This window comes from Ensifer sp. GW101-20A05 (assembly GCF_059424735.1).
In genome coordinates this window covers 655005-675103 of the sequence record NZ_JBWKZT010000002.1, presented here as the reverse complement: position 1 = coordinate 675103, position 20099 = coordinate 655005, and the positions used below count along the sequence as shown (strand labels likewise).

Genomic DNA, 20099 nt, shown 5'->3' with positions numbered 1-20099 from the left:
CTACTTGAAAGCGTCACCGCTGCCGGCAAAGGACAGGATCGCCGCGTCGGCGATCTCCGCAAAACGGGCGCTCGGCCCTTCGGCACCGCTGCTTTGCTGAGCGGCGCGCGCGCCCTCGATCAACAGCAGCAGCGTGTCGCAAAGCAGTTCCGCATCCGCGACGCCGGCCCTGCGGCAGAGTTCCACGACGCGGTCGCGTTGCGCATCCTTGAACATGCGGATCACCGAGCGCCCGGGATGATCCTCGTCGGTCAGTTGCACGGCGGCGCTCATCATTTCGCATTGGCACTTGTCGTCACCGAGATGGTCGGCGATCCGCCGAACCCAGGCCCTGAGCTGCCCTAGCCCGTCGCCCGGATACGCGTCTTCCAGCTCTCGCCAGAAGTCGTCCATCTCCATTCCCGCATGGCGCAGGCATTCGACGATCAGCTCATCCTTCGAATTGAAATGGCGATAGAGCGTCATCTTGTTGCTGTCGGCGGCATCGGCGATCGCATCGACGCCGGTTCCGCGAATGCCGTGCCGGCGAAAGAGGTCTCGCGCGGCCTCGACGATGCGATCGCGCGGCGAACGACGGGATGGCTTGCAGAAATCCGTTGTCATCGCATTGGCCCGGCGTGGTCGGCGTGAAAAATCTTGCCCTTGACGCCCTGTCATTGGTCGATAACATGCAACGCTGTTACCGACCAGTAACATTTTCGCCAACGCGGCACAGAGGAGTCGCCGCTTGCCGCGAAGGCCTTCCGGAGACGGCGGTAACCGCAGAAAACTTTCTAGCGCAGTGTCGGTGAGCGCGGTCGTCAGGCGTCTTTTAGCCAGAGCGCACACCGCAGAGACTTTTAAAATTCGATAACGCTCATGATTTGGGTCGATCCGGCCCATCATGATCTCGTGCCGGAGCCTTACGATGCGCATGCTGGATGGGCCGAAAGCTGAGGAGAACGTCGCGGACCGGAAGGTCCGCGCGGCGGGCGTGCGCATGCACAGGTTCGAAATGCTCCGCTATGCCGCCCGCCCCGAAAGCGGCGCCTGCAATGGATCGTTCCCGCCATGATCGACTTCTTCATTCACCGGCCGATCTTCGCATCGGCGATCGCGATCATCATGACGCTTGCCGGCGGCATCTGCTATTTCCTGCTGCCGATCTCGCAGTTTCCCGATGTAACGCCGCCGCAGATCGTGGTTGCCGCCAATTATCCGGGTGCCAGCGCGCAGGTGGTCGCCGACACGGTGACGACGCCGCTCGAACAGCAGATCAACGGCGTGCCGGGCATGCTCTACATGACCTCGACGAGTTCGAACGACGGCTCGTCGCGCATCATCATTTCCTTCGAAGTGGGTTATCCGATCGACGTCGCGGCACTCGACGTCCAGAACCGCGTCTCCCAGGCGGCCTCGTCGCTTCCCGCGCTCGTCAACCAGACCGGCGTCACCATCGCCAAGCAGATCCCCAATTTCACCGTGCTCGTCAGCCTGGATTCGCCGGACAATTCGGTCGATTTCGCCTCGGTCAGCAATTACGCCTACCTGCAGATTCTCGATCCGCTGAAGCGCCTGCCGGGCGTCGGGGACGTGCAGCTTTTCGGTGAGCGCCGCTATTCGATGCGCGTCTGGCTCGATCCGGATCGCATGGCCAATCTCGGCATCACCGCCGTCGACGTCCAGAACGTCATCGCCGAGCAGAATATCCAGGTCGCAGGCGGCAAGATCGGGCAGTCGCCGGCGCCAGCAGGCACGCCCTTCGAGATGCAGATCAACGCGCTCGGGCGCTTGAGCGATCCCTCGCAGTTCGGTGACATCGTGCTTCGGGCCGACCAGACGACCGGCGCGACAACCAGATTGCGCGACATCGCACGCATCGAACTCGGCGCCCTTCTCTACTCGTCATCGGTCACCTTCAACGGCAAGGAGAGCGTCGTGCTTGCCGTCTTCCAGGCGCCGGGCTCCAACGCGCTCGACCTGCAGAGCCGCGTGCAGGCGAAAATGGACGAGCTGTCGCAGCGCTTCCCCGCCGGCATCGCCTATCACATGTTCTACGACACCACGCGCTTCGTCTCGGCGGCGATGAAGGATGTGGTCTTCACCCTGCTCGAGGCGCTTGCCCTCGTCGTTTTCGTCGTCTTCATCTTCCTGCAGAACCTGCGTACGACCATCATTCCGACGATCGCCATTCCGGTCTCGCTGATCGCGACGCTCGTCGTCATGTATCTCTTCGGCTTCTCGCTCAACATGCTGAGCCTGCTTGGCATGGTGCTTGCCATCGGGCTGGTGGTCGACGACGCGATCGTTGTCGTCGAGAACGTCGAACGCCAGCTGGAGGCCGGCTTGCCGCCGCTTGCCGCCACCAAAAAGGCCATGCAGGAGGTGACCGGCCCGATCATTGCCACGACAGCCGTGCTGCTCGCCGTGTTCATCCCGGTCGCCTTCATTCCGGGCGTCGCCGGCAGCCTTTATAACCAGTTCGCTCTGACGGTTGCGATCTCCGTCGCGTTCTCCGCCTTCAATTCGCTGACGCTCAGCCCGGCCTTGAGCGCCGCGTTCCTTCGCTATCGCGGCGAGCCGCGCTTCGCCCTCTTCCGCTGGTTCAATTCGGGCTTCCATGCGTTGTCGCACGGTTATGCGCGCAGCGTCGCGGGGCTCGTGCGCTGGCGCTGGGCGCTGTTTGCCCTTTTCCTCGTCGCGATCGGGTCCACCTATGCCTTGTGGCAGCGCATTCCGTCGACCTTCCTGCCGGTCGAGGACCAGGGCTATTTCTTCGTCGTCATCCAGCTGCCGGACGGCGCCTCGCTTGAAAGAACCGAGGCCGTTGCGCGGCGATCGGAGGAGATCCTGCGCGGCACCGCCGGCGTCGATTTCGTCGGCTCCGTCGTCGGCTTCAATTTCCTGTCCTTTGCCGCCCAGTCGAATTCCGCGGTGCAGTTCGCCGTCTTGAAGCCATGGGACGAACGTCCCCCCGAACAGGGCGCCTCGGCGCTACGCGAGGCCGTAATGCCGCAACTGCTGCAGATCCCGGATGCGCTGGTGCTTGCCTTCGATCCGCCGTCGATCCAGGGGCTCGGCGCGACAGGCGGCTTCGAATTCCAGGTCGAGGATCTCGGCGGGCGCAGTGCGCAGGCGCTGAGCGACGCGACCCAGGCACTGATTGCCGAGGCGCGCAAGCAGCCGGAGATCAATCCCTACCAGCTCTTCACCACCTTCAGCACCTCGAGCCCGCAATTCGACTATGACCTCGACCGCGACAAGGCGAAGCTGCTGGGCCTGAGCCTGCCGGACATCTTCAGCACGCTGCAGATCTATTTCGGCTCGCTCTATGTCAACGACTTCAACATCTTCGGCCGCACCTTCCGCGTGACGCTGCAGGCCGACCAGGGTGCGCGGGCCTCGGCGACGGATCTTTCCCGCCTCTATGTGCGCAACACCGAAGGCGAAATGGTGCCGCTCAACACGCTCGGAACCTTCAAGCCGACGGTCGGCCCCGAGACCATCACGCACTACAACAATTACCCCTCGGCGCTGATCAACGGCGCGGCAGCGCCCGGCTTCAGCTCGAGCCAGGCGGTGGCGGCGATGGAGCGCGTCGCCCGCACGACGCTGCCGCGGGACTACACATTCGAGTGGACCGGCATTACCTATCAGGAGATCCGCGCAGGCTCGATCGCCGCGCTCGTCTTTGCGCTCGCGCTCGTTTTCTGCTTCCTGATCCTGGCCGCCCAGTACGAAAGCTGGTCGATGCCGTTTATGGTGCTGCTTTCGGTGCCGCTCGCGCTTTTGGGGGCGCTTTCGGCGCTATGGCTGCGCGGACTGCAGATCGACGTCTATTCGCAGATCGGTTTCGTGATGCTGGTAGGACTTGCCGCCAAGAACGCCATCCTGATCGTCGAGTTCGCAAGACGACGACGCGAGGAGGGTCTCGACGTGGTCGCGGCCGCAGCGGAAGCGGCGCGCCTGCGCCTGCGGCCGATCCTGATGACGGCCTTTGCCTTCATCCTCGGTGTGCTGCCGCTGATGTATGCCAGAGGCGCGGGTGCGGCGAGCCGCCAGTCGATCGGCACCACCGTCTTCGGCGGCATGTTGGCAGCGACCATTCTCACACTCATCTTCGTCCCGGTGTTCTACGCGGTCATCGAGCAATGGCGCGAGCGTACGTCCTCGAAGCCGTTCGGCCAGAGCCGCGAGCCGGAGGCGGCGGAATAGGAATTGGAGCCTGACATGCGTGGTTCGAGACTGGTCCTTGCCGCAGCGGTCGCGATCGCCGCCCTCGCTGCAGCCTATCACTACAAGAACGGCGGCTTTGAGCTGAAAGGCGGAGACGCCGGCGCGGCGGTGGGTCCGCCGCAGCAGGCGATGCCCGTTCCGGTCGCGGCGGTGGTCAAGAAGACGATCCCGATCTATCTCGACTATTCGGCGCGCACCGAGGCGATCCGCAACGTCACGCTTCGCGCCAAGATCACCGGCTACATCGAATCGCAGGCGGCTCCCGACGGTTCGGATGTGAAGGAAGGCGACCTTCTCTACCGGATCGACGCCCGCGACTATCGCGCAGAACTCGATCAGGCGAAGGCCCAGGTCGAGCGCGACCAGGCATCGCTTGCCTATCTTCAGTCCAACCTCACGCGCGGCAACGAGCTCGCGACCACGGGCTATCTGGACAAGGACAGTTTCGACCAGCGCCAGAGCGCCGTGCATCAGGCGGAAGCGGCGCTGGCGATGTCGCGAGCGGCGGTGCGCACGGCCGAGATCAACTTCGACTACACCGAAATACGAGCGCCCTTCGCCGGCCGGCTTGGCCGCAACCAGGCTTCTGAGGGAACGCTCGTCAGCAATACCACCGGAACGCCCCTCAATAACCTCGTGCAGCTTTCGCCGATCTATGTCTCGTTCAACCCGAGCGAAACGGAACTCGCCGACATCCAAAAGGCTCGGGCAAAGGGCAAGGTGGAGGCCGAAGTGCTTCTTCCCGGCGACGAGGAGCCGCGCTATCGGGGCGACCTCAGCTTCATCAACAATACGGTCGAGGGCAATACCGGAACGGTCATCGCGCGCGTGACGATCGACAATACCGATCTGACCCTGCTACCTGGCCAATATGTCCGCGTGCGGCTGAAAGTCCGCGACGAACCAAATGTGCTGATGGTGCCGGAAACGGCACTCGGCTCGAGCCAGCTCGGCAAATACATCTATGTCGTCGGCAAGGGCGACACGGTCGAGCAGCGGCTGGTCACCCTCGGCCCGACAAGCGGCGACCTCATCGGCCTGACGTCAGGCGTTGCGGAGGGCGATCAGGTGATCGCGGGAAACCTGCAGAAGATTTTCCCCGGCGCGCCGGTCAAGCCGATGCCCGCCGAGCAGGCACAGAAGTAGGCGTTCTCTGGCAACCCCGGAGCATCCTTCCAAAAAGATCGCTACGCTCGCATCAGGATCGGGAAGATCATTCCAAACGCGATGACCGCGATTGCCGCAAATTGCAGAGGCGCCGGTATTTCGCCGAGCGCCACCATGCCGACCAAGGCGGTGGTCACCGGAATGAACGGCATGAACAGCGAAGCCGGCTGCGGCCCAAGCTGGCGCACCACGAAGGTGTAGAGGACGACGGCAGCGGCACCGGCAAGGAACCCCTGGATCACCAGCTGCGTTGCGATTTCCGCCAGCGACGTGGCCCCGAGCCCGCTCGGCGCCAGGATGTGCAGCAGCGGCAGAGGCAGACAGGAAAAGAAGACCACGGCGATGGTCGCCGTGACCGCATCGACCGACCAGAGCCTCACTAGCACCGCATAAACCGCGAACATGATGCCCGAACCTGCAAAAAGAAGATCGCCGCGCAAGGTGTCGCCGGAACCGATGCCTGCGTGAAAGACGAACAGCGCGAGCCCCGCCATGATCACGGCAATGCCGATCACCCGTTGGCCGGAAACCCTGTCCCTGAACGCGATGCGCGAGAACAGGAACGAAAAGAAGACGATAAAGGCGGGAGAGAGGGCCGCGGCATGGGCGGCCGGCGCCTGGGTGAGCCCCTGATTGATGATCAGTGGATAGGGTAGCCCCGTCAGCAGGGCCAGCAAACCAGCCTTCCGCCAGCCGAGTGCCCTCAGCCTCGCAGCCCCGGTCTTCCAAACCACCGGCAGGAAGGCGAAAGCAGCGCCCGCAAACCGCAAACTGACGATATCGGCGGCGGTCAGATGTTCGCGCAGGCTGAAGCGGGCGGCAACGAACTGGATAGTGGTGATCGCAACGAAGACCACGCCCGCCAGGATCGCCAACCTCTTGCTTCCGGCCTCTTGCTCGACCAACAGAACACGCACGCTTGCCTCCATGACGACGAGATCGGTCCGGCCAGAAACGGTTATCGGACTGCGGAAGCGGCATGCTATTGCTCGAATGAGCGTGTCTAAATATATTAATTTCGCAGAATCTGAGTGAAATGCACTCTATCGAGGATCAGTTTGCGTGAATCAGGAAATTGCAGGTCTCGACACCATCGATCGCAACCTGCTGAGGCTGCTCCAGGAAGACGGCCGGCGCACGACGCTTGAACTGGCGAACCGGGTGGGGCTCTCGCCGACCGGCACCAGCCAGCGCGTCAAGCGCCTCTTCCGCGAGGGTTATGTGAAAGCGGTGCGAGCAATCCTCGATCCGAAGAAGATCGGCCGGGGAACCGTCGTCTTCATTCAGGTGCGCCTCGACCACACGGCGCCGCATATCTTCGAGCGGTTCTCCGAGGCCATCGCAAAGGCACCGGAGGTTCTCGAATGCCACATGGTGATCGGCGGCTTCGACTATCTCGTAAAGGCGCGGATTGGCGACATGTCGCTATTCCAGGACTTTCTCGAACGGGTGATATTGCCGCTTCCCGGCGTCAGAGAGACGCACACCTACGCGTCGGTCGGGGACGTGAAGCCGGATGCGCTCCTGCCGATCTAAGCAATCAGGAGAGGTCGTCAGCTGCTGCTGCCGTCACGGCCGAGCCAGGGATCGGGCCCGGGATCGCGCCCGGACGCGACTTGCCCCAACCGTTCCAGATAATGCGCCCAGCCTTCCGCATGGCCGGCGCATTGCTCGGAATTGGGCAATCCCGTGTGGGTGAGACGCAGCAAGGTTCCATCCGGCTGTTCGATCAGGTCGATCTCGATCAGGCTGGAGCCGGGCGGGACGATGTCACTGCCCTCCCAGCCGAAGCTGTAGGCGAGCCGATGCACCGGCACCACCTCACGAAAAGACCCACGGGCGAAACGCGCTCCGGTTACGTTGACGAGATAGAGACCGCCGGGCTCCGCCTTGGTGTCGGCCTCCGTTCCCATCCAGCGGAGGATCTTTTCCGGATCGGTCAGGAGAGCGAACACCGCGGCGGGCGGCGCCTGAATACGCGTTTCGCGGCGGACGACGAGGGCTTCTTGCATCGGTCTTCCCTTTGCTGTTTGGCCTGCCCGCCGGTTCAGGAGAGGTGAAGCACGGAACCCGGGCTGCCGCGATCATAGACCCGCGTGCCGTTTGGCGCCACCTTGCAGGCCAGCCCCTTGCCGGAACGAGCCCCGGCTCTATCCTCTTCGCCATGGATTTGTCCGCACCCCTCGCCTGGCTCGTGGATGAAGCGAGCGCCTCGCCCGATCCGGACCGGTTCCTGTCCGGGCTTGGACGCCTGCTTGTCGCCGACGACCTGCCGCTTGCCGGCGGTGCGCTCACTCTGGCCGTGCCGCATCCGATCATCGCCCGCCGCACCTGGCTATGGCGGGCCGAGACTGGCGTCGTGATCGAGAGCCTGGGCTTCGCGGGCGCGGTATCCGATCGGGCAGGACATGACTGGCTGGCCGGTCTCGGGCCGGTGCTTGAACAATCGACCAGTTCGGGGACGGACCGGGCGAGGCTCGGCTGGGCCGGAACCCGGCCTTTCGACCCGGCAGAAACCGCTAGGCTTCGTCAGGTCGCACGCTTCGCCGTCGCTCCCTTGGTGGCACTCGCCGAGCGGGCAGCGCTCGCCGCCCTGCTCGAAGCCTATCTCGGCCGTCGCAGTGCCGCCCGCGTCCGAGCCGGGGAGCTGACCCGCGGCACCGGCGAGACCATTCGCGCCGCATTGTTCTACGCCGATCTTCGCAATTTCACGGGTTTGTCCGAAACAACGGAGCCCGCTTTGGTGATTGCGGCCCTCGACGCCTGGTTCGATCGGGTGGCCGGCGCGATCCACGCCTTCGGCGGCGAGGTGCTGAAATTCATCGGCGACGGCGTCCTGGCGATCTTTCCGGTCAGTGGTTCGCCGACCGAGGCGTGTGACGCGGCCTTGCGCGCGGTGACCGCCGCCCGCGCCGGCATGGCGCATCTCGATGCTGCAAGGCAGGCCGAGGGTCTGCCGCCGCTCTCCTTCGGCGTGGCGCTGCATCTCGGCGACATTCTCTGGGGCAATATCGGCGCAGCCGACCGGCTCGATTTCACCGCCATCGGCGCGGCGGTGAACCTCGTCAGCCGCCTGGAAGGCCTGTGTCGGCCGCTTGGCCGGTCCGTATTGATCTCAGGCGCCGTCGCCAACGTCACGACGACGCCGCTCCTACCCCTCGGCGATCATAAATTGCGTGGGATCGCAGCGCCCTGCACCGTCTTCACCCTGCCGGATGCCTGAGGGCACTCCGGCCAAAGGTCAGAGCGTGACCGGCAACAGCTGACCCGGCGAGACCTGACGTCCAGTCTTGGCGCGCTGCCGTGGCGAGCGGCCCATGATGCGCTTGAACGCGGTGCTGAAGGCGGCTTCGGAGGCGTAGCCGACGGATTGCGCGACCGTCGCCACAGACTGGCCACCATCCTGTAGCTTTCGCTCCGCCAGCCGCATGCGCCATTCGGCGAGATAGCTGAGCGGAGCAATGCCCGCGACGGCCTTGAAATAGGTGGCAAAGGCAGTGCGCGACATGGCCGCAGCGCGGGCCAGTTCCGGCAGATGCCAGTTGCGTGTCGGGTCGCCATGCATCAGTGAGAGCGCCGGCGCCAGCTTCGGATCGCATGCGGCGCGCAGCCAGCCGACATCGACGCCACGCTCCCGTGACAGATAGCCCCTGAGGATCTGCAGGAACATCAGATGGGCAAGGCCCGAGCACGCGGCATCTGCACCGGGCGCTGCGGCCATGGTTTCCTGCACCAGCTCGCGGATGAGCCATTGCAACTGATCCACCCCGGCATCATCGCGGCGCAGGTGAATGACCGGCGGCAGATTGTCGATGAGCAGGCGGCTGCTTGCGGTGCCGAGGTCGATATGGCCACCCATGAACAGGAAGTCGTCCCCCTGCCCGAGGGACGCCATGCGCTTGCCTTCGGTATAGAGCTCATAGGCATCAACGGGAGAAATTCCATCTGCGCTGGCGATCGTGAACGGAGCCGGCGCCGACAGCAGCACGACATCGCCACAATCAAGCTGAAGCGGATCGCCGAGGCCATCGACAGCAAGCAGGCAGGCGCCGCGGGCAATGGCGAAGAACTTGATCTTCTCCGGCGGCGGAAAGCGGATTGCCCAATCGCCGCCGGCACTGAAGCCGCCGGCATAAACCGCGCGGGCTTCGATCAGCGACAGGATGGAGGAAAGCGGATCTTGGTCCATTTCTGAACTATGGCGAAAGGACTACGGATTATCAAGCATTCATAATTCAGTTGATGATGGATATCTCCAGGGGGCATCAACTGGAGACCCCACCATGTCCACTTTGCAACAGCCCATCAACTCCGGCTTCACCGCTGCCTCGACCACAGCGGATGTCGTCCGCGGCATCGACCTCAAGGACAAGATCGCCATCGTCACCGGCGGCTATTCCGGCCTCGGCCTTGAAACGGTACGCACATTTGCGCAGGCAGGCGCCAAGGTGATCGTGCCGGCCCGCGACGTCGACCGCGCCCGCAAGGCCATCGGCGCGGTGGCCGCGGGCGTCGAAGTCCGGCCAATGAACCTTGTCGACCCCGCCTCGATCGACGCCTTCGCCGATGATTTCCTGGCCTCCGGGCTGCCGCTCCATATCCTCGTCAACAGCGCCGGCATCATGGCCGTCGAAGAATTGAAACGCGACGCTCGCGGCAACGAGCTGCAGTTCTCCACCAACCATCTCGGCCATTTCCGGCTGGTTGCGCGGCTCTGGCCGGCGCTGAAGCGCGCGCAGGGCGCCCGCGTCGTTTCCGTCTCGTCGGCCGGGCACCGCTTCTCGCCCGTGGTGTTCGACGACATCAATTTCGAGCGCCGCGCCTACGATCCGTGGCTGGCCTATGGCCAGTCGAAGACGGCGAATATGCTCTTTGCCACCGCGCTCGACGCGCGCGGCAAGGAGGATGGCATCCGTGCCCTCTCCGTGCACCCGGGCGGCATCGTCGGAACCGGGCTCACCCGCCACATGTCGGTCGAGACGCTGCAGGCGCACGGCGCGCTGGACGATAAGGGCGAACCGATCCTCGACCCGTCGCGTGACCTGAAAACCCCGGAGCAAGGGGCGCACCCAGGTCTGGTGCGCCACCAGCCCACAGCTCGACGGCAAGGGCGGCGTGTTCTGCATGGACTGCGAAATTGCCCCACTGCTTCCCAGCGACACGCCCTGGTCGATCGCACGCAATACGTCGTCCGCCCGCATTGCCGGCGTCGAGGCCTATGCCGTCGACCGGGAGGCCGCCGAGCGGCTTTGGGCCGTCGGTGAGGAGATGACCGGCGTTCGGCTAGGCGCCTGAGCCTCCTCGTCGCAGCCGCTCAAGCCTCCATTAAGATTTCGGTCACCATCTATACTTGACGGATAGATGGTGATCGACATATATTCTCTTTGTCGCATTTGCCTGATGGGAGCAGACAATGAGAGTAAGCCGGGCACAGGCGGAGGAAAACCGCCGAACGGTCATCGAGGTCGCAAGTCGCCTCTTTCGCGAGAGAGGCTTCGACGGCATCGGTCTGAACGACCTGATGAAGGGCGCCGGCCTGACCCAAGGCGGTTTCTACAAGCAATTCGAATCCAAGGACGACCTCATCGCTCAGGCTTCTTCCAAGGCGCTGGAGAGCGGCGTGGCGAACTGGGCTAGGGTCGTCTCCAAGGCGGCCGGTAAGCCGCTTCGCGCCCTGCTCCGCTTTTACCTGTCGGATGCGCATCGCCACGAAAAGGCCGACGGATGCGCGCTGGCCGCGCTCGCACCGGAAGCCGCCCGCCGCAGCCCAGCTTTGCGCCAGGCTTTCGAGGCCGGCATCAACAGTCATCTCGACATTCTCGATGGGGTGGTTCCACCCGAACCAGGCAAGGAAGTGCGTGACCAATCGATCGTCGCGCTCTCGACCATGGTCGGTGCGCTGGTGCTTTCGCGCGCAGTCGATGACGAGCAACTCTCGAACCGGTTCCTGAAGGCGGCGGCCGAGAGCTTGCTTGCCGACGAAGGGGCGTCGCAGGCGTCGCCACTGCAATAGCAGGCAAAGATCCCCCACGAAACGTTCAGGGTTTCCCTCCAGCCGGAAAGGACCGGACCATGTCCAGCACATCCGACCCCATCGTCATCGTATCGGCGGTGCGCACGCCGCTTGGCCGCTTCCTCGGCGATCTTGCGCCGGCCCAGGCGAGCGCGCTCGGCGCCCACGTCATCCGTGCCGCACTTGAACGGGCACACCTCTCACCCGATCGCCCGGACGAGGTGCTGATGGGCTGCGTGCTTCCCGCTGGCCAGGGACAGGCCCCGGCCCGGCAGGCAGCCCGCGGCGCGGGTCTGCCCGATGCCGTCGGCGCCACCACGATCAACAAGGTCTGCGGTTCCGGCATGAAGGCGACCATGCTGGCGCATGATCTCATTCTTGCCGGATCGATCGATGTCGCGGTCGCCGGCGGCATGGAGTCGATGTCGAACGCGCCCTATCTGCTCCCCAAGGCACGAGCCGGCTATCGCGTCGGGCATGACCGGATCTTCGACCACATGATGCTCGACGGGTTGGAAGATGCCTATGAGCCCGGCCGACCGATGGGCGATTTCGGCGAGGCAGCGGCCGAAGCCTATGGGTTTACCCGTGCCGATCAGGACTCCTATGCGGTCGAAACGCTGACACGCGCCCGCACCGCGATCGAAACTGGGGCCTTTGCCGACGAGATCGCGCCGATCACCGTCGCGGCCAAGGGCGGAGACACGGTCATCGATACCGACGAGCACCCGCGGAAGGTGTCGCCCGAAAAGATCCCGAACCTGAAGCCCGCCTTTCGCGCCAATGGCACGATCACGGCCGCTAGCGCGTCGGCCAATGCGGATGGTGCGGTGGCGCTCGTCCTGACCCGCCGCTCGATTGCCGAGCGCGAAGGCATGCCGATCCTCGCCGAAATCAAGGCGCATGCGACGCACAGTCAGGAACCCGCCTGGTACACGACGGCACCTATTCCTGCGATCCGCAAGCTGCTGGAAAAGACCGGCTGGAGTGTCGATGACGTTGATCTCTTCGAAATCAACGAAGCCTTCGCCGTGGTGGCTATGGCCGCCGCCAAGGATCTCAGCATCGCCCGCGACCGGCTGAACGTCAACGGCGGCGCCTGCGCGCTCGGCCATCCGATCGGTGCGACCGGCGCGCGGCTGATCGTGACCCTGCTTCACGCCTTGGCGCGGCGGGGTCTTTCGCGCGGCGTCGCTGCCCTGTGCATCGGCGGCGGCGAAGCCACCGCGATCGCCATCGAGCGTCCTCGCTGAGGACCATGCACAGGAGAGAGGTCATCCGTGCTGCGGCCGTTCGCGCCTTGCGGCTCGGATCCGCGAGCAATGGCAGGAACAACACGAGCGGCTTTCCGTTCGGATTGCGTAACCCAGGTCAGGAGAACCGATGCGTCGCATCGTCGTAACGGGAATGGGGGCGATCAGCCCTTTGGCAGCGGGCGTAGAGGCAAGCTGGTCGCGGCTTCTTGCCGGAAACTCGGGGCTTCGCCGTCTGCCGGAAGAGGTCGTCGCCGAACTCGGCAGCAAGATCGGCGGGACGGTGCCTACCCCTGCGGACGACGCAACGGCTGGCTTCGATCCCGACCGGATCATCCCGCCGAAGGACCAGCGCAAGATGGATCGCTTCATCCTGTTGGCGTTGGCCGCGGCGGAAGAGGCAATTGAGCAAGCGGGTTGGAATCCCGCGACCGCGATCGAACAGCAGCGCACGGCCACGGTGATCGCGTCCGGCATTGGCGGCTTCCCGGCAATCTCGGAGGCGGTCCGCACGGTCGATCAGCGCGGCGTACGGCGGCTCTCGCCCTTCACGGTGCCATCCTTTCTCGTGAACCTCGCCGCCGGCCAGGTTTCGATCCGTCACGGTTTCAAGGGGCCGATCGGCGCGCCGGTGACCGCTTGCGCCGCAGGCGTCCAGGCGATCGGCGACGCGGCCCGGCTGATCCGCGCGCAAGAGGCGGATATTGCGATCTGCGGCGGGGCGGAAGCCTGCATCAACACCATCAGCCTCGGCGGTTTTGCCGCTGCCCGTTCCCTGTCGACGGGTTTCAACGAGACGCCCGATCGCGCTTCACGGCCCTTCGATGTCGATCGTGACGGCTTCGTCATGGGGGAGGGCGCAGGCATCGTCGTGATCGAGGCGCTCGAGCATGCATTGGCGCGCGGCGCCACACCGATCGCCGAACTCGTCGGATATGGCACCACGGCCGATGCCCACCACATCACCTCAGGCCCGGAGGATGGTGCAGGCGCCCGGCGGGCGATGGAAATCGCCATCGCCCAGGCCGACATTCGGCCAAGCGATATTCGCCATCTCAATGCTCATGCGACCTCAACGCCGGTCGGCGACAAGGGCGAAATCGAGGCGATCAAGTCGGTCTTTGGCCGCAACGGCGAAATCGCCGTCAGCGCGACGAAATCCGCAACCGGGCATTTGCTGGGTGCAGCGGGCGGTCTGGAGGCGATCTTTACCGTGCTCGCCCTGCGCGACCAGATCGCGCCGCCGACGCTCAATCTCGAAACGCCGGATCCGGCTGCGGACGGTATCGACTTTGTCTCGGGCGCGGCACGGAAGCTGTCGCTCGACTATGCCATCTCCAACGGCTTCGGGTTCGGTGGCGTCAATGCCAGCGTTGTCTTCCGGCGTTGGGCGGAGTGACGAGGCGCGGCATTCGCTGGCCGCTCACAGACGCGGAAAGACGGTTGCGCGCTTGACCGTGCCATAGGCAAAGCTGGTATCGATCGCGGCAATGCCCTCGATATTGTGCAGTTGGGTGCGGACGAACTGCTCGTAATCCTTGAGGCTCGTCACCAGGACCCGCAGCAGGTAGTCGGCTTCGCCGGTCATGACGTAACAATCCTGGATGTTGTCGATCGTTCTCACCTTGCGCTCGAAGGCGGCGACGGAAGCCTCGGAATGGCGCTCGAGCCGGATGCGGACGAAAGCCGTGATCGGCAGACCATAGGCCTCCTCGTCGACGATCGCCGTATAGCCCTTGATGATCTTCGCCTCCTCAAGCAGGCGCAGCCGTCTGAGGCACGGAGAAGGAGACAGCGCGACCTTCTCGGAGAGATCCTGATTGGAAAGGCGGCCGTCCTTCTGCAGCGCCCAGATGATCTGCATGTCCTTTTCGTCCATTCGCCCCTCCCCGATGGCAGATTCTGCCAAACTCTATGCAAACGGCGAGTGAAATAGCAAGATATCGACTGCGCGAGAAGCATATCATGTGAGCCATCCTAGCGATGAGGCCCCGCATGACCGACGTGACGTCAGATTTTCAGCAATCGAGAAGCGGATGGCTGACACCGACGACAGTCGGCTACATCGTGCTGTCCATCGTCGTGCTGGTCTGGGCGGGCTTCGCGCTGACCATGCGGGCGATCGGGGCCTCGCCGCTTGCCACCGTCGACGTCGCCCTCATTCGCTTCGCGATCCCGATCCTCGCCCTGCTGCCGGCCATCCCCCAGCGCCTTTCCGCACTTCGCAAGGTCAGGCCAATGGATGCGGCCCTCGTCTTGCTCGGCGGCGTACCGTTCTTCTTCATCGTCTCGGAAGGTGCCAAAGCAACCTCCGCGGCCTATGTTGGCGCACTCGTTGCCGGAACGACGCCGCTATCCGTTGCCTTGCTCGTCCTTCTGCTTGAGCGAAAGGGCGTGCCGAGGAAGCGCTGGCTGCCGCTCGCCCTGATCCTTGCCGGCGTCATCGGCATCGTTGCCGGACAGCAGTATGCGGTGACGACCGAAACCCTCCGCGGCGTCGGCCTGCTGCTTGTCGCGAGCCTCATCTGGGGCGCCTATACGATCGGGCTGCGCCGCACCGGAGTGGATGCGATCAGCAACGGACTGCTGCTCTCCATCGGCTCGCTCGTCATCCTCCTCCCCCTGCTCCTGACCGGCGCCGTCGCCTCGCATATCGGGCAATTTTCCTGGCATCAGGCCCTGCCCTTCATTCTGGTGCAGGGGCTCGGTGTCGGCCTCGTTTCGACCGTCGGCTACGCCTTCGCGATCTCGCGGCTCGGCACTGCCAGAAGCGCGACGATCGGCTCGCTCGCGCCGGCGCTCGCAAGCCTGATGGCCATTCCGATCCTTGGCGAGGCGCTCGCGTTAGCGACCGCCATCGGTATCCTCGTCATCACGACGGGCGTGATCTTGGCAAACCGCCACTAGTTTCAAGAACGATAGGGAACCCAGTATGCTCGCCGCTCTACCAATCGCCGAACCCGATCCGTTGTGGGCTCTCATCAGCTCGTTCCGGCAGGATCGTCGCACCGACAAGATCGATCTCGTCGTCGGCGTCTATCGCGATGCTTCGGGTCAAACACCTGTCATGCGGGCGGTCCAGGACGCAGAGGCGCGTCTCGCCTCCGCAGCCGCGTCCAAGTCCTACAGGGCACTCTCCGGGAACCCGGCATTCAACGACGGGATGTCCAGGCTCCTTCTCGGTGAAGGCGCCGAGGCGCTCAACCGCCAGTGTACGATCCAGACGGTTGGCGGCACTGGCGCGCTCCGGATCCTCGCGGATTTCATCGCGCTCGTCTCGCCGCACGCGACGATCTGGAACACCAATCCCGGCTATGTGAACCACCGCCCGATCATGACGGCCGCGGGCCTCGCCGTACGGGCTTTCCGCTGGCAGGAGAACGAGGCTGGCCTCGATCTCGACGCCGTCGTCGCGGATTTTGGGGAGGCCCGCCAGGGAGACGTCGTTCTCCTCCACGGCTGCTGCCACAATCCGACCGGCATCGATCCGACGCCGGAGCGGTGGCGGCTGCTTGCCAAACTCTGCAAAGACAAGGGGCTGATACCGCTGATCGACATGGCCTACCAGGGCTTCGGCGACGGGATCGAAGAGGACGCCGTGGGCCTGCGGCATTTCGCTCAAGAACTCGACACGGTGCTCGTCGCGGCAAGCTGCTCCAAGAACATGGGTCTCTATTGCGAACGTACCGGCGCGGCGATGGTGATCGCGCCTGACCGGGACCTGCTCGCCAACATTCGCGCCACGCTGGAGCGGATCACCCGGGCCAACTACTCCATGCCGCCGGAGCACGGCGCCGCGATTGCCGCGCGCCTCTTCGAAAACCCCGGGATGTGGCTTGCCGAACTGGAGGCGAGCCGCCGCCGCGTAGCCGAGATCCGCAGCGGCCTCGCCGATGCGCTCGCAGGATGCGGCGCCCCGGAGAAATTCCAGGTGTTGCGCCGGCAAAAAGGCATGTTCTCGCTGCTACCGCTCGACCAGCGCCAGATGAACCGGCTCCGCGAGGACTTCGGCGTCTACGGAACGGCGAACGGACGCATCAACATCGCCGGTCTACTGCCGCGCGACGTCGAGCGCCTGGCCGATGCGCTCCGGGCAGTTTCAAGCTCTCCGTCCTTCGTCCGCGCCGCTAAAGCCAGCGCCTGACGCGCGTCTTGTAGGCCCGATAGACGTCACCGAACTTGCGCTCGAGATAGGCCTCCTCACGCGCCACCACGCCATAGCGGATGACGAGGTAGAAGGGGACCAGCAGGATCAGCAGCCACAGGCTGTCGAAGGCGATGGAAAAGCCGATCAGGCCGAGGAACATCCCGGTATAGATGGGATTGCGGGTGAAGCGGTAGGGACCCGCTTCGACGATCGTTGACGTCGGGCGGTTGACCGGTATGTCGGTTCCTGCACGGCCGAAGGTCATCGCTGCCCAGACGAGCAGCGCGAGGCCGGCCAGAAACACGAGGCCGCCAACCAACGCGTCAGGCACCATCTCCGGCACGAACGGCAACGGGTAAAGCCGGTCGAGCACGAGGCCGCCACCGACGGCCAGCACCCACGCGATCGGCGGGTGCACCACCGCGCCGGAGCTGTCAGGCGCATTTCCGGTCGTCTCGTTCATCCGATCAATCCTTGCCTGTTTCGCGCGCACATGGCGCGGGCTTGGCATTTTACCGGAAGCGAGGCATTTGCGAAAATCGTTCGAAACGGTATGTGAACTGGAGGTCATCGGCCGCGCGGGTCTATGATCCGGACATTGCTGTAACAGGACGAAACACATGAAAGCACGCGTCAAATGGGTGGAAGACCGGACCTTCGTCGGAGAGTCCGGAAGCGGCCACAAGGTCGTTTTGGGAACCGCCTTCGGTGAGGAAGGCCGCACGCCGGGTCCGAGCCCGATGGAATTGGTGCTGATCGGCACCGGCGGCTGCTCGGCCTTTGATGTCGTGCACATCCTGGAAAAGGGTCGCGAGCCGGTCGAGGATTGCGTCGTCGAACTCGATGCGGACCGCGCCGAGACGGAACCGCGCGTCTTTACCCGCATCCACATGCATTTCATCGTCAAGGGACGCGGACTGGCGGTCAACAAAGTCGAACGCGCCATCTCGCTCTCGATCGAAAAATACTGCTCGGCCTCGGCCATGCTCGCCAAGACCGCGACGATCACGCATGATTTCGAAGTGGTCGACACCAGCGCCGGCTGAGACCAGATCCGCCTCTCGCATCTCCAACGGTGCGCGCGGCGTCAACGAACGTGCTCAGGGCGCGATCGTTATCGGCGCGCCGGCTGAAACAGTTCGACGACATTTCCGGAGGGGTCGATCAAAAGGATCTGCGCCCCTCCGGGACCGGTGACGATGTCGTTGCGAAACCTGACGCCGGCGCCGCGCAGCCGCTCTACCTCGGCGTTGAGGTCATCGACGATGAGATGGATGCGGTTCCAGCCGCCAGGCCCCGGCGTCTCGCCATCCGGCATCGGCCTGCCCGCCGAGCTCGTCGGCCCGCTGAGCAGGAGCCGCAACGCTCCGCGCTGGACATCCGCGAAGGCCGGCGCATAGTTCGACAGAACCGAAAAGCCCAGATGGGTGGTGTACCAGGCGATCGCCGCCTCGACGTCGTCGACCATGTAGCGGACGTTGACTGTTTCCGACATTGCGTATCCTCCAACTGAACACGGCCGAGGCGGCGCCCTCGCGACAACCAGACCTCATTCCGGCAGTTCCGCCAGCCGCAGCCCTTCAACGTATCGCGCGAGCAGCGCCTTGTCCCGATAGGGAGTGCGAGAACTGTATCGCTCGATCGAGAATTCCGGATTGAGTTTTAAGAGTTCGGCCGCGGCGCGGCGCGCTTCCTCCAAACGGCCGAGTTGCGCGTAGGTCGCCGCGAGCAATCGGTAGGCCGATCCAAGCTCGGCCATCTTTTCCAGCAGCGCCAGCGCTTCGCTATATTGCCCGGAGAGGTATTTGCTGGCCGCGATATTCCAGAAATACCAGTCCGGGCGACTGGGGTTCAGCCGCAATGCCAGTTCGCCGATCCTGATCGCGTCTTCAAGAAGACCGAGATAGCCGAGGGCATCGCAATATTCTGCGAGGAGATCGCAGTTGTTGGGTGCCAATTCGCGGCCGCGTTCATAACAACCGATTGCCCGATCGGCCTCTCCCCTCCACAGATGGACGACGCCAAGCGCCCAGTGAATGTCGGCGTCATAGGGGCTGAGCTCCAGAGCCTTGCTTGCCGAGGCGAAAGCGCTGGCGAGCGTCGCCTCCATATCAACGCGCTCGTTCCACTTCAGCTTGCGTATCTCCAGCCAGGCGAGCCCGAGATATCCGCGCGCATAAGCCGGATCGGCGTCAATCGCTGCCAGGAACATCTCCTTCGCCAACCTGATCTCATCCGGTTTCAGGCTCTTTTCAATGTGCCGGCCGCGCAAATAGAAATCGTAAGCGCTCGAACCTTTGAGCGGTTCGGCGAGAACCCTGTATCGTTCGGCTTCTTCGATCTTGACGTTCAGGGCCGCCGGAATGGAACGGGACAGTTCGTCCTGGACGTCGAACATGTCGATCAGGTCGAAATCGTATTTCTCCGCCCAGATGTGTTCGCCAGTGGCGTTCGTCAGGTTGGCATTGACCCTGACGCGGTCGCCAACGCGCCTGACGCTGCCTTCAAGCGAGTAGCAGGCGGCTGCATGGTGTTGCGGTTCGACACGTGGCGCCCGAACAATCACGTTCAAGCCGGAGAAGCGCGACAATGCCGCGACGACATCCTGCGTTATGCCGGCAGCGAAATACTCCCGGTCGGGATTGCCGCTCAGATTCGCAAAGCGCGACACATGGAGAAGAGTCCGGCCCGATTTGACCGGGGGATTTTCTCGAACCTCTTGTGATGGCGGCGCCATCAGCACGGCGGGCCCGGACCCGGCGTCGTCGATGAAGACATTGTAGATGTGGACGGGGCGGCCGATGTTCTTCAATGCCTGCGCGCCCGTATCTTCGAAGCGGATGCCCAGGCGACCGCCCAAGGTGTCGTAGACCGAGGAGGAGACGGATACCCCACCCGGTTTGGCGAGGCCCTCGATGCGCGCCGCCACATTGACGCCGTCGCCATAGACGTCGCCATCTTCAAACAGCATGTCACCGATATTGATCCCGATGCGAAATTCCATCCGGCGATCCGGGCGTATGCCGGCGTTTCTGCTCCGCATTCCCCGCTGGATCTCGACCGCGCAGAGAACTGCGTCTTCCACAGCACGGAACTCCACCAGCATACCGTCGCCGATGAGCTTGACGATGCGCCCATGATGCGCGGCGACCTCGACGTCCCAAAGCTCCCGTCGATGAGCCATCAGGGCCGCAAGCGTACCCTTCTCGTCGAGCTCCATCAGCCGGCTATAGCCGGCCACGTCCGCGGCCATGATGACGGATAGCTTTTGTTCCATCGGCGCCCCCGGGCTCCTGCAACCATA

The 20099-nt window shown here is 64.1% G+C and carries 18 protein-coding genes and 1 pseudogene; 11 read left to right on the top strand and 8 right to left on the bottom strand.

Going from position 1 to position 20099, the window contains the following annotated elements:
- Positions 1–981: a TetR/AcrR family transcriptional regulator gene (locus tag AC070A_RS08210; protein WP_309140499.1), complete on the bottom strand. Its 981-nt coding sequence runs from the start codon at positions 979–981 to the stop codon at positions 1–3.
- A gap of 69 nt (positions 982–1050) precedes the next feature.
- On the opposite strand from AC070A_RS08210, the gene AC070A_RS08205 reads away from it, so the two are divergent.
- Entirely contained in the window at positions 1051–4194 is a 3144-nt protein-coding gene (locus AC070A_RS08205) for an efflux RND transporter permease subunit (RefSeq protein ID WP_112996444.1), read from the top strand.
- Positions 4195–4209: 15 nt separating this feature from the next.
- Positions 4210–5361: an efflux RND transporter periplasmic adaptor subunit gene (locus tag AC070A_RS08200; protein ID WP_057255357.1), complete on the top strand. Its 1152-nt coding sequence runs from the start codon at positions 4210–4212 to the stop codon at positions 5359–5361.
- Positions 5362–5402: 41 nt separating this feature from the next.
- On the opposite strand, the gene AC070A_RS08195 is transcribed toward AC070A_RS08200, so the two are convergent.
- Positions 5403–6299: a DMT family transporter gene (locus tag AC070A_RS08195; RefSeq protein ID WP_244495738.1), complete on the bottom strand. Its 897-nt coding sequence runs from the start codon at positions 6297–6299 to the stop codon at positions 5403–5405.
- 157 nt (positions 6300–6456) lie between these two features.
- On the opposite strand from AC070A_RS08195, the gene AC070A_RS08190 reads away from it, so the two are divergent.
- Positions 6457–6918, top strand: coding sequence for an Lrp/AsnC family transcriptional regulator (locus AC070A_RS08190; RefSeq protein ID WP_112996526.1), 462 nt, complete (start codon positions 6457–6459; stop codon positions 6916–6918).
- A 17-nt stretch (positions 6919–6935) separates the two neighbouring features.
- Here AC070A_RS08190 and AC070A_RS08185 read toward each other — a convergent pair whose 3' ends face one another.
- Complete coding sequence (locus AC070A_RS08185; protein ID WP_057255354.1) at positions 6936–7394, bottom strand: SRPBCC family protein; 459 nt, start codon at positions 7392–7394, stop codon at positions 6936–6938.
- 152 nt (positions 7395–7546) lie between these two features.
- Between AC070A_RS08185 and AC070A_RS08180 the strand changes: the two genes are divergently transcribed.
- The gene (locus AC070A_RS08180) at positions 7547–8605 is read left to right on the top strand and encodes an adenylate/guanylate cyclase domain-containing protein (protein ID WP_057255353.1); all 1059 of its coding nucleotides are present in this window, start codon (positions 7547–7549) and stop codon (positions 8603–8605) included.
- 18 nt (positions 8606–8623) lie between these two features.
- On the opposite strand, the gene AC070A_RS08175 is transcribed toward AC070A_RS08180, so the two are convergent.
- Positions 8624–9571: an AraC family transcriptional regulator gene (locus tag AC070A_RS08175; RefSeq protein ID WP_112996446.1), complete on the bottom strand. Its 948-nt coding sequence runs from the start codon at positions 9569–9571 to the stop codon at positions 8624–8626.
- 94 nt (positions 9572–9665) lie between these two features.
- Here AC070A_RS08175 and AC070A_RS08170 point away from each other — a divergent pair.
- From AC070A_RS08170 to fabF, 4 genes and pseudogenes are all read left to right on the top strand, one after another.
- Positions 9666–10677: pseudogene (locus AC070A_RS08170) on the top strand (SDR family NAD(P)-dependent oxidoreductase).
- 118 nt (positions 10678–10795) lie between these two features.
- Entirely contained in the window at positions 10796–11395 is a 600-nt protein-coding gene (locus AC070A_RS08165; RefSeq protein WP_057255350.1) for a TetR/AcrR family transcriptional regulator, read from the top strand.
- Positions 11396–11454: 59 nt separating this feature from the next.
- Positions 11455–12648 carry an acetyl-CoA C-acyltransferase gene (locus tag AC070A_RS08160; RefSeq protein ID WP_492383808.1) on the top strand — a complete coding sequence of 398 codons (1194 nt, stop codon included), beginning with the start codon at positions 11455–11457 and terminating at the stop codon, positions 12646–12648.
- Positions 12649–12778: 130 nt separating this feature from the next.
- Entirely contained in the window at positions 12779–14047 is a 1269-nt protein-coding gene (gene fabF, locus AC070A_RS08155) for a beta-ketoacyl-ACP synthase II (RefSeq protein WP_057255348.1), read from the top strand.
- Positions 14048–14071: 24 nt separating this feature from the next.
- Here fabF and AC070A_RS08150 read toward each other — a convergent pair whose 3' ends face one another.
- Positions 14072–14527, bottom strand: a complete 456-nt coding sequence (locus tag AC070A_RS08150) for an Lrp/AsnC family transcriptional regulator (protein WP_057255347.1) — start codon at positions 14525–14527, stop codon at positions 14072–14074.
- Between the two features lie 116 nt (positions 14528–14643).
- Between AC070A_RS08150 and AC070A_RS08145 the strand changes: the two genes are divergently transcribed.
- Together AC070A_RS08145 and AC070A_RS08140 are read left to right on the top strand one after the other, a co-directional pair.
- Entirely contained in the window at positions 14644–15555 is a 912-nt protein-coding gene (locus AC070A_RS08145; protein ID WP_192495507.1) for a DMT family transporter, read from the top strand.
- 25 nt (positions 15556–15580) lie between these two features.
- Positions 15581–16792: an amino acid aminotransferase gene (locus AC070A_RS08140; RefSeq protein ID WP_112996450.1), complete on the top strand. Its 1212-nt coding sequence runs from the start codon at positions 15581–15583 to the stop codon at positions 16790–16792.
- Here AC070A_RS08140 and AC070A_RS08135 read toward each other — a convergent pair.
- The gene (locus AC070A_RS08135) at positions 16776–17258 is read right to left on the bottom strand and encodes a methyltransferase family protein (protein ID WP_057255344.1); all 483 of its coding nucleotides are present in this window, start codon (positions 17256–17258) and stop codon (positions 16776–16778) included. The two genes, AC070A_RS08140 and AC070A_RS08135, sit on opposite strands and share 17 nt — an antisense overlap.
- A gap of 157 nt (positions 17259–17415) precedes the next feature.
- Between AC070A_RS08135 and AC070A_RS08130 the strand changes: the two genes are divergently transcribed.
- Positions 17416–17841, top strand: coding sequence for an OsmC family protein (locus AC070A_RS08130; RefSeq protein WP_057255343.1), 426 nt, complete (start codon positions 17416–17418; stop codon positions 17839–17841).
- A 68-nt stretch (positions 17842–17909) separates the two neighbouring features.
- Here AC070A_RS08130 and AC070A_RS08125 read toward each other — a convergent pair whose 3' ends face one another.
- Positions 17910–18290: a VOC family protein gene (locus tag AC070A_RS08125; RefSeq protein ID WP_057255342.1), complete on the bottom strand. Its 381-nt coding sequence runs from the start codon at positions 18288–18290 to the stop codon at positions 17910–17912.
- 54 nt (positions 18291–18344) lie between these two features.
- Positions 18345–20072 (bottom strand): adenylate/guanylate cyclase domain-containing protein, encoded by a 1728-nt coding sequence (locus tag AC070A_RS08120; protein WP_057255341.1) that lies wholly within the window; start codon positions 20070–20072, stop codon positions 18345–18347.
- Between the last annotated feature and the right edge of the window lie 27 nt (positions 20073–20099).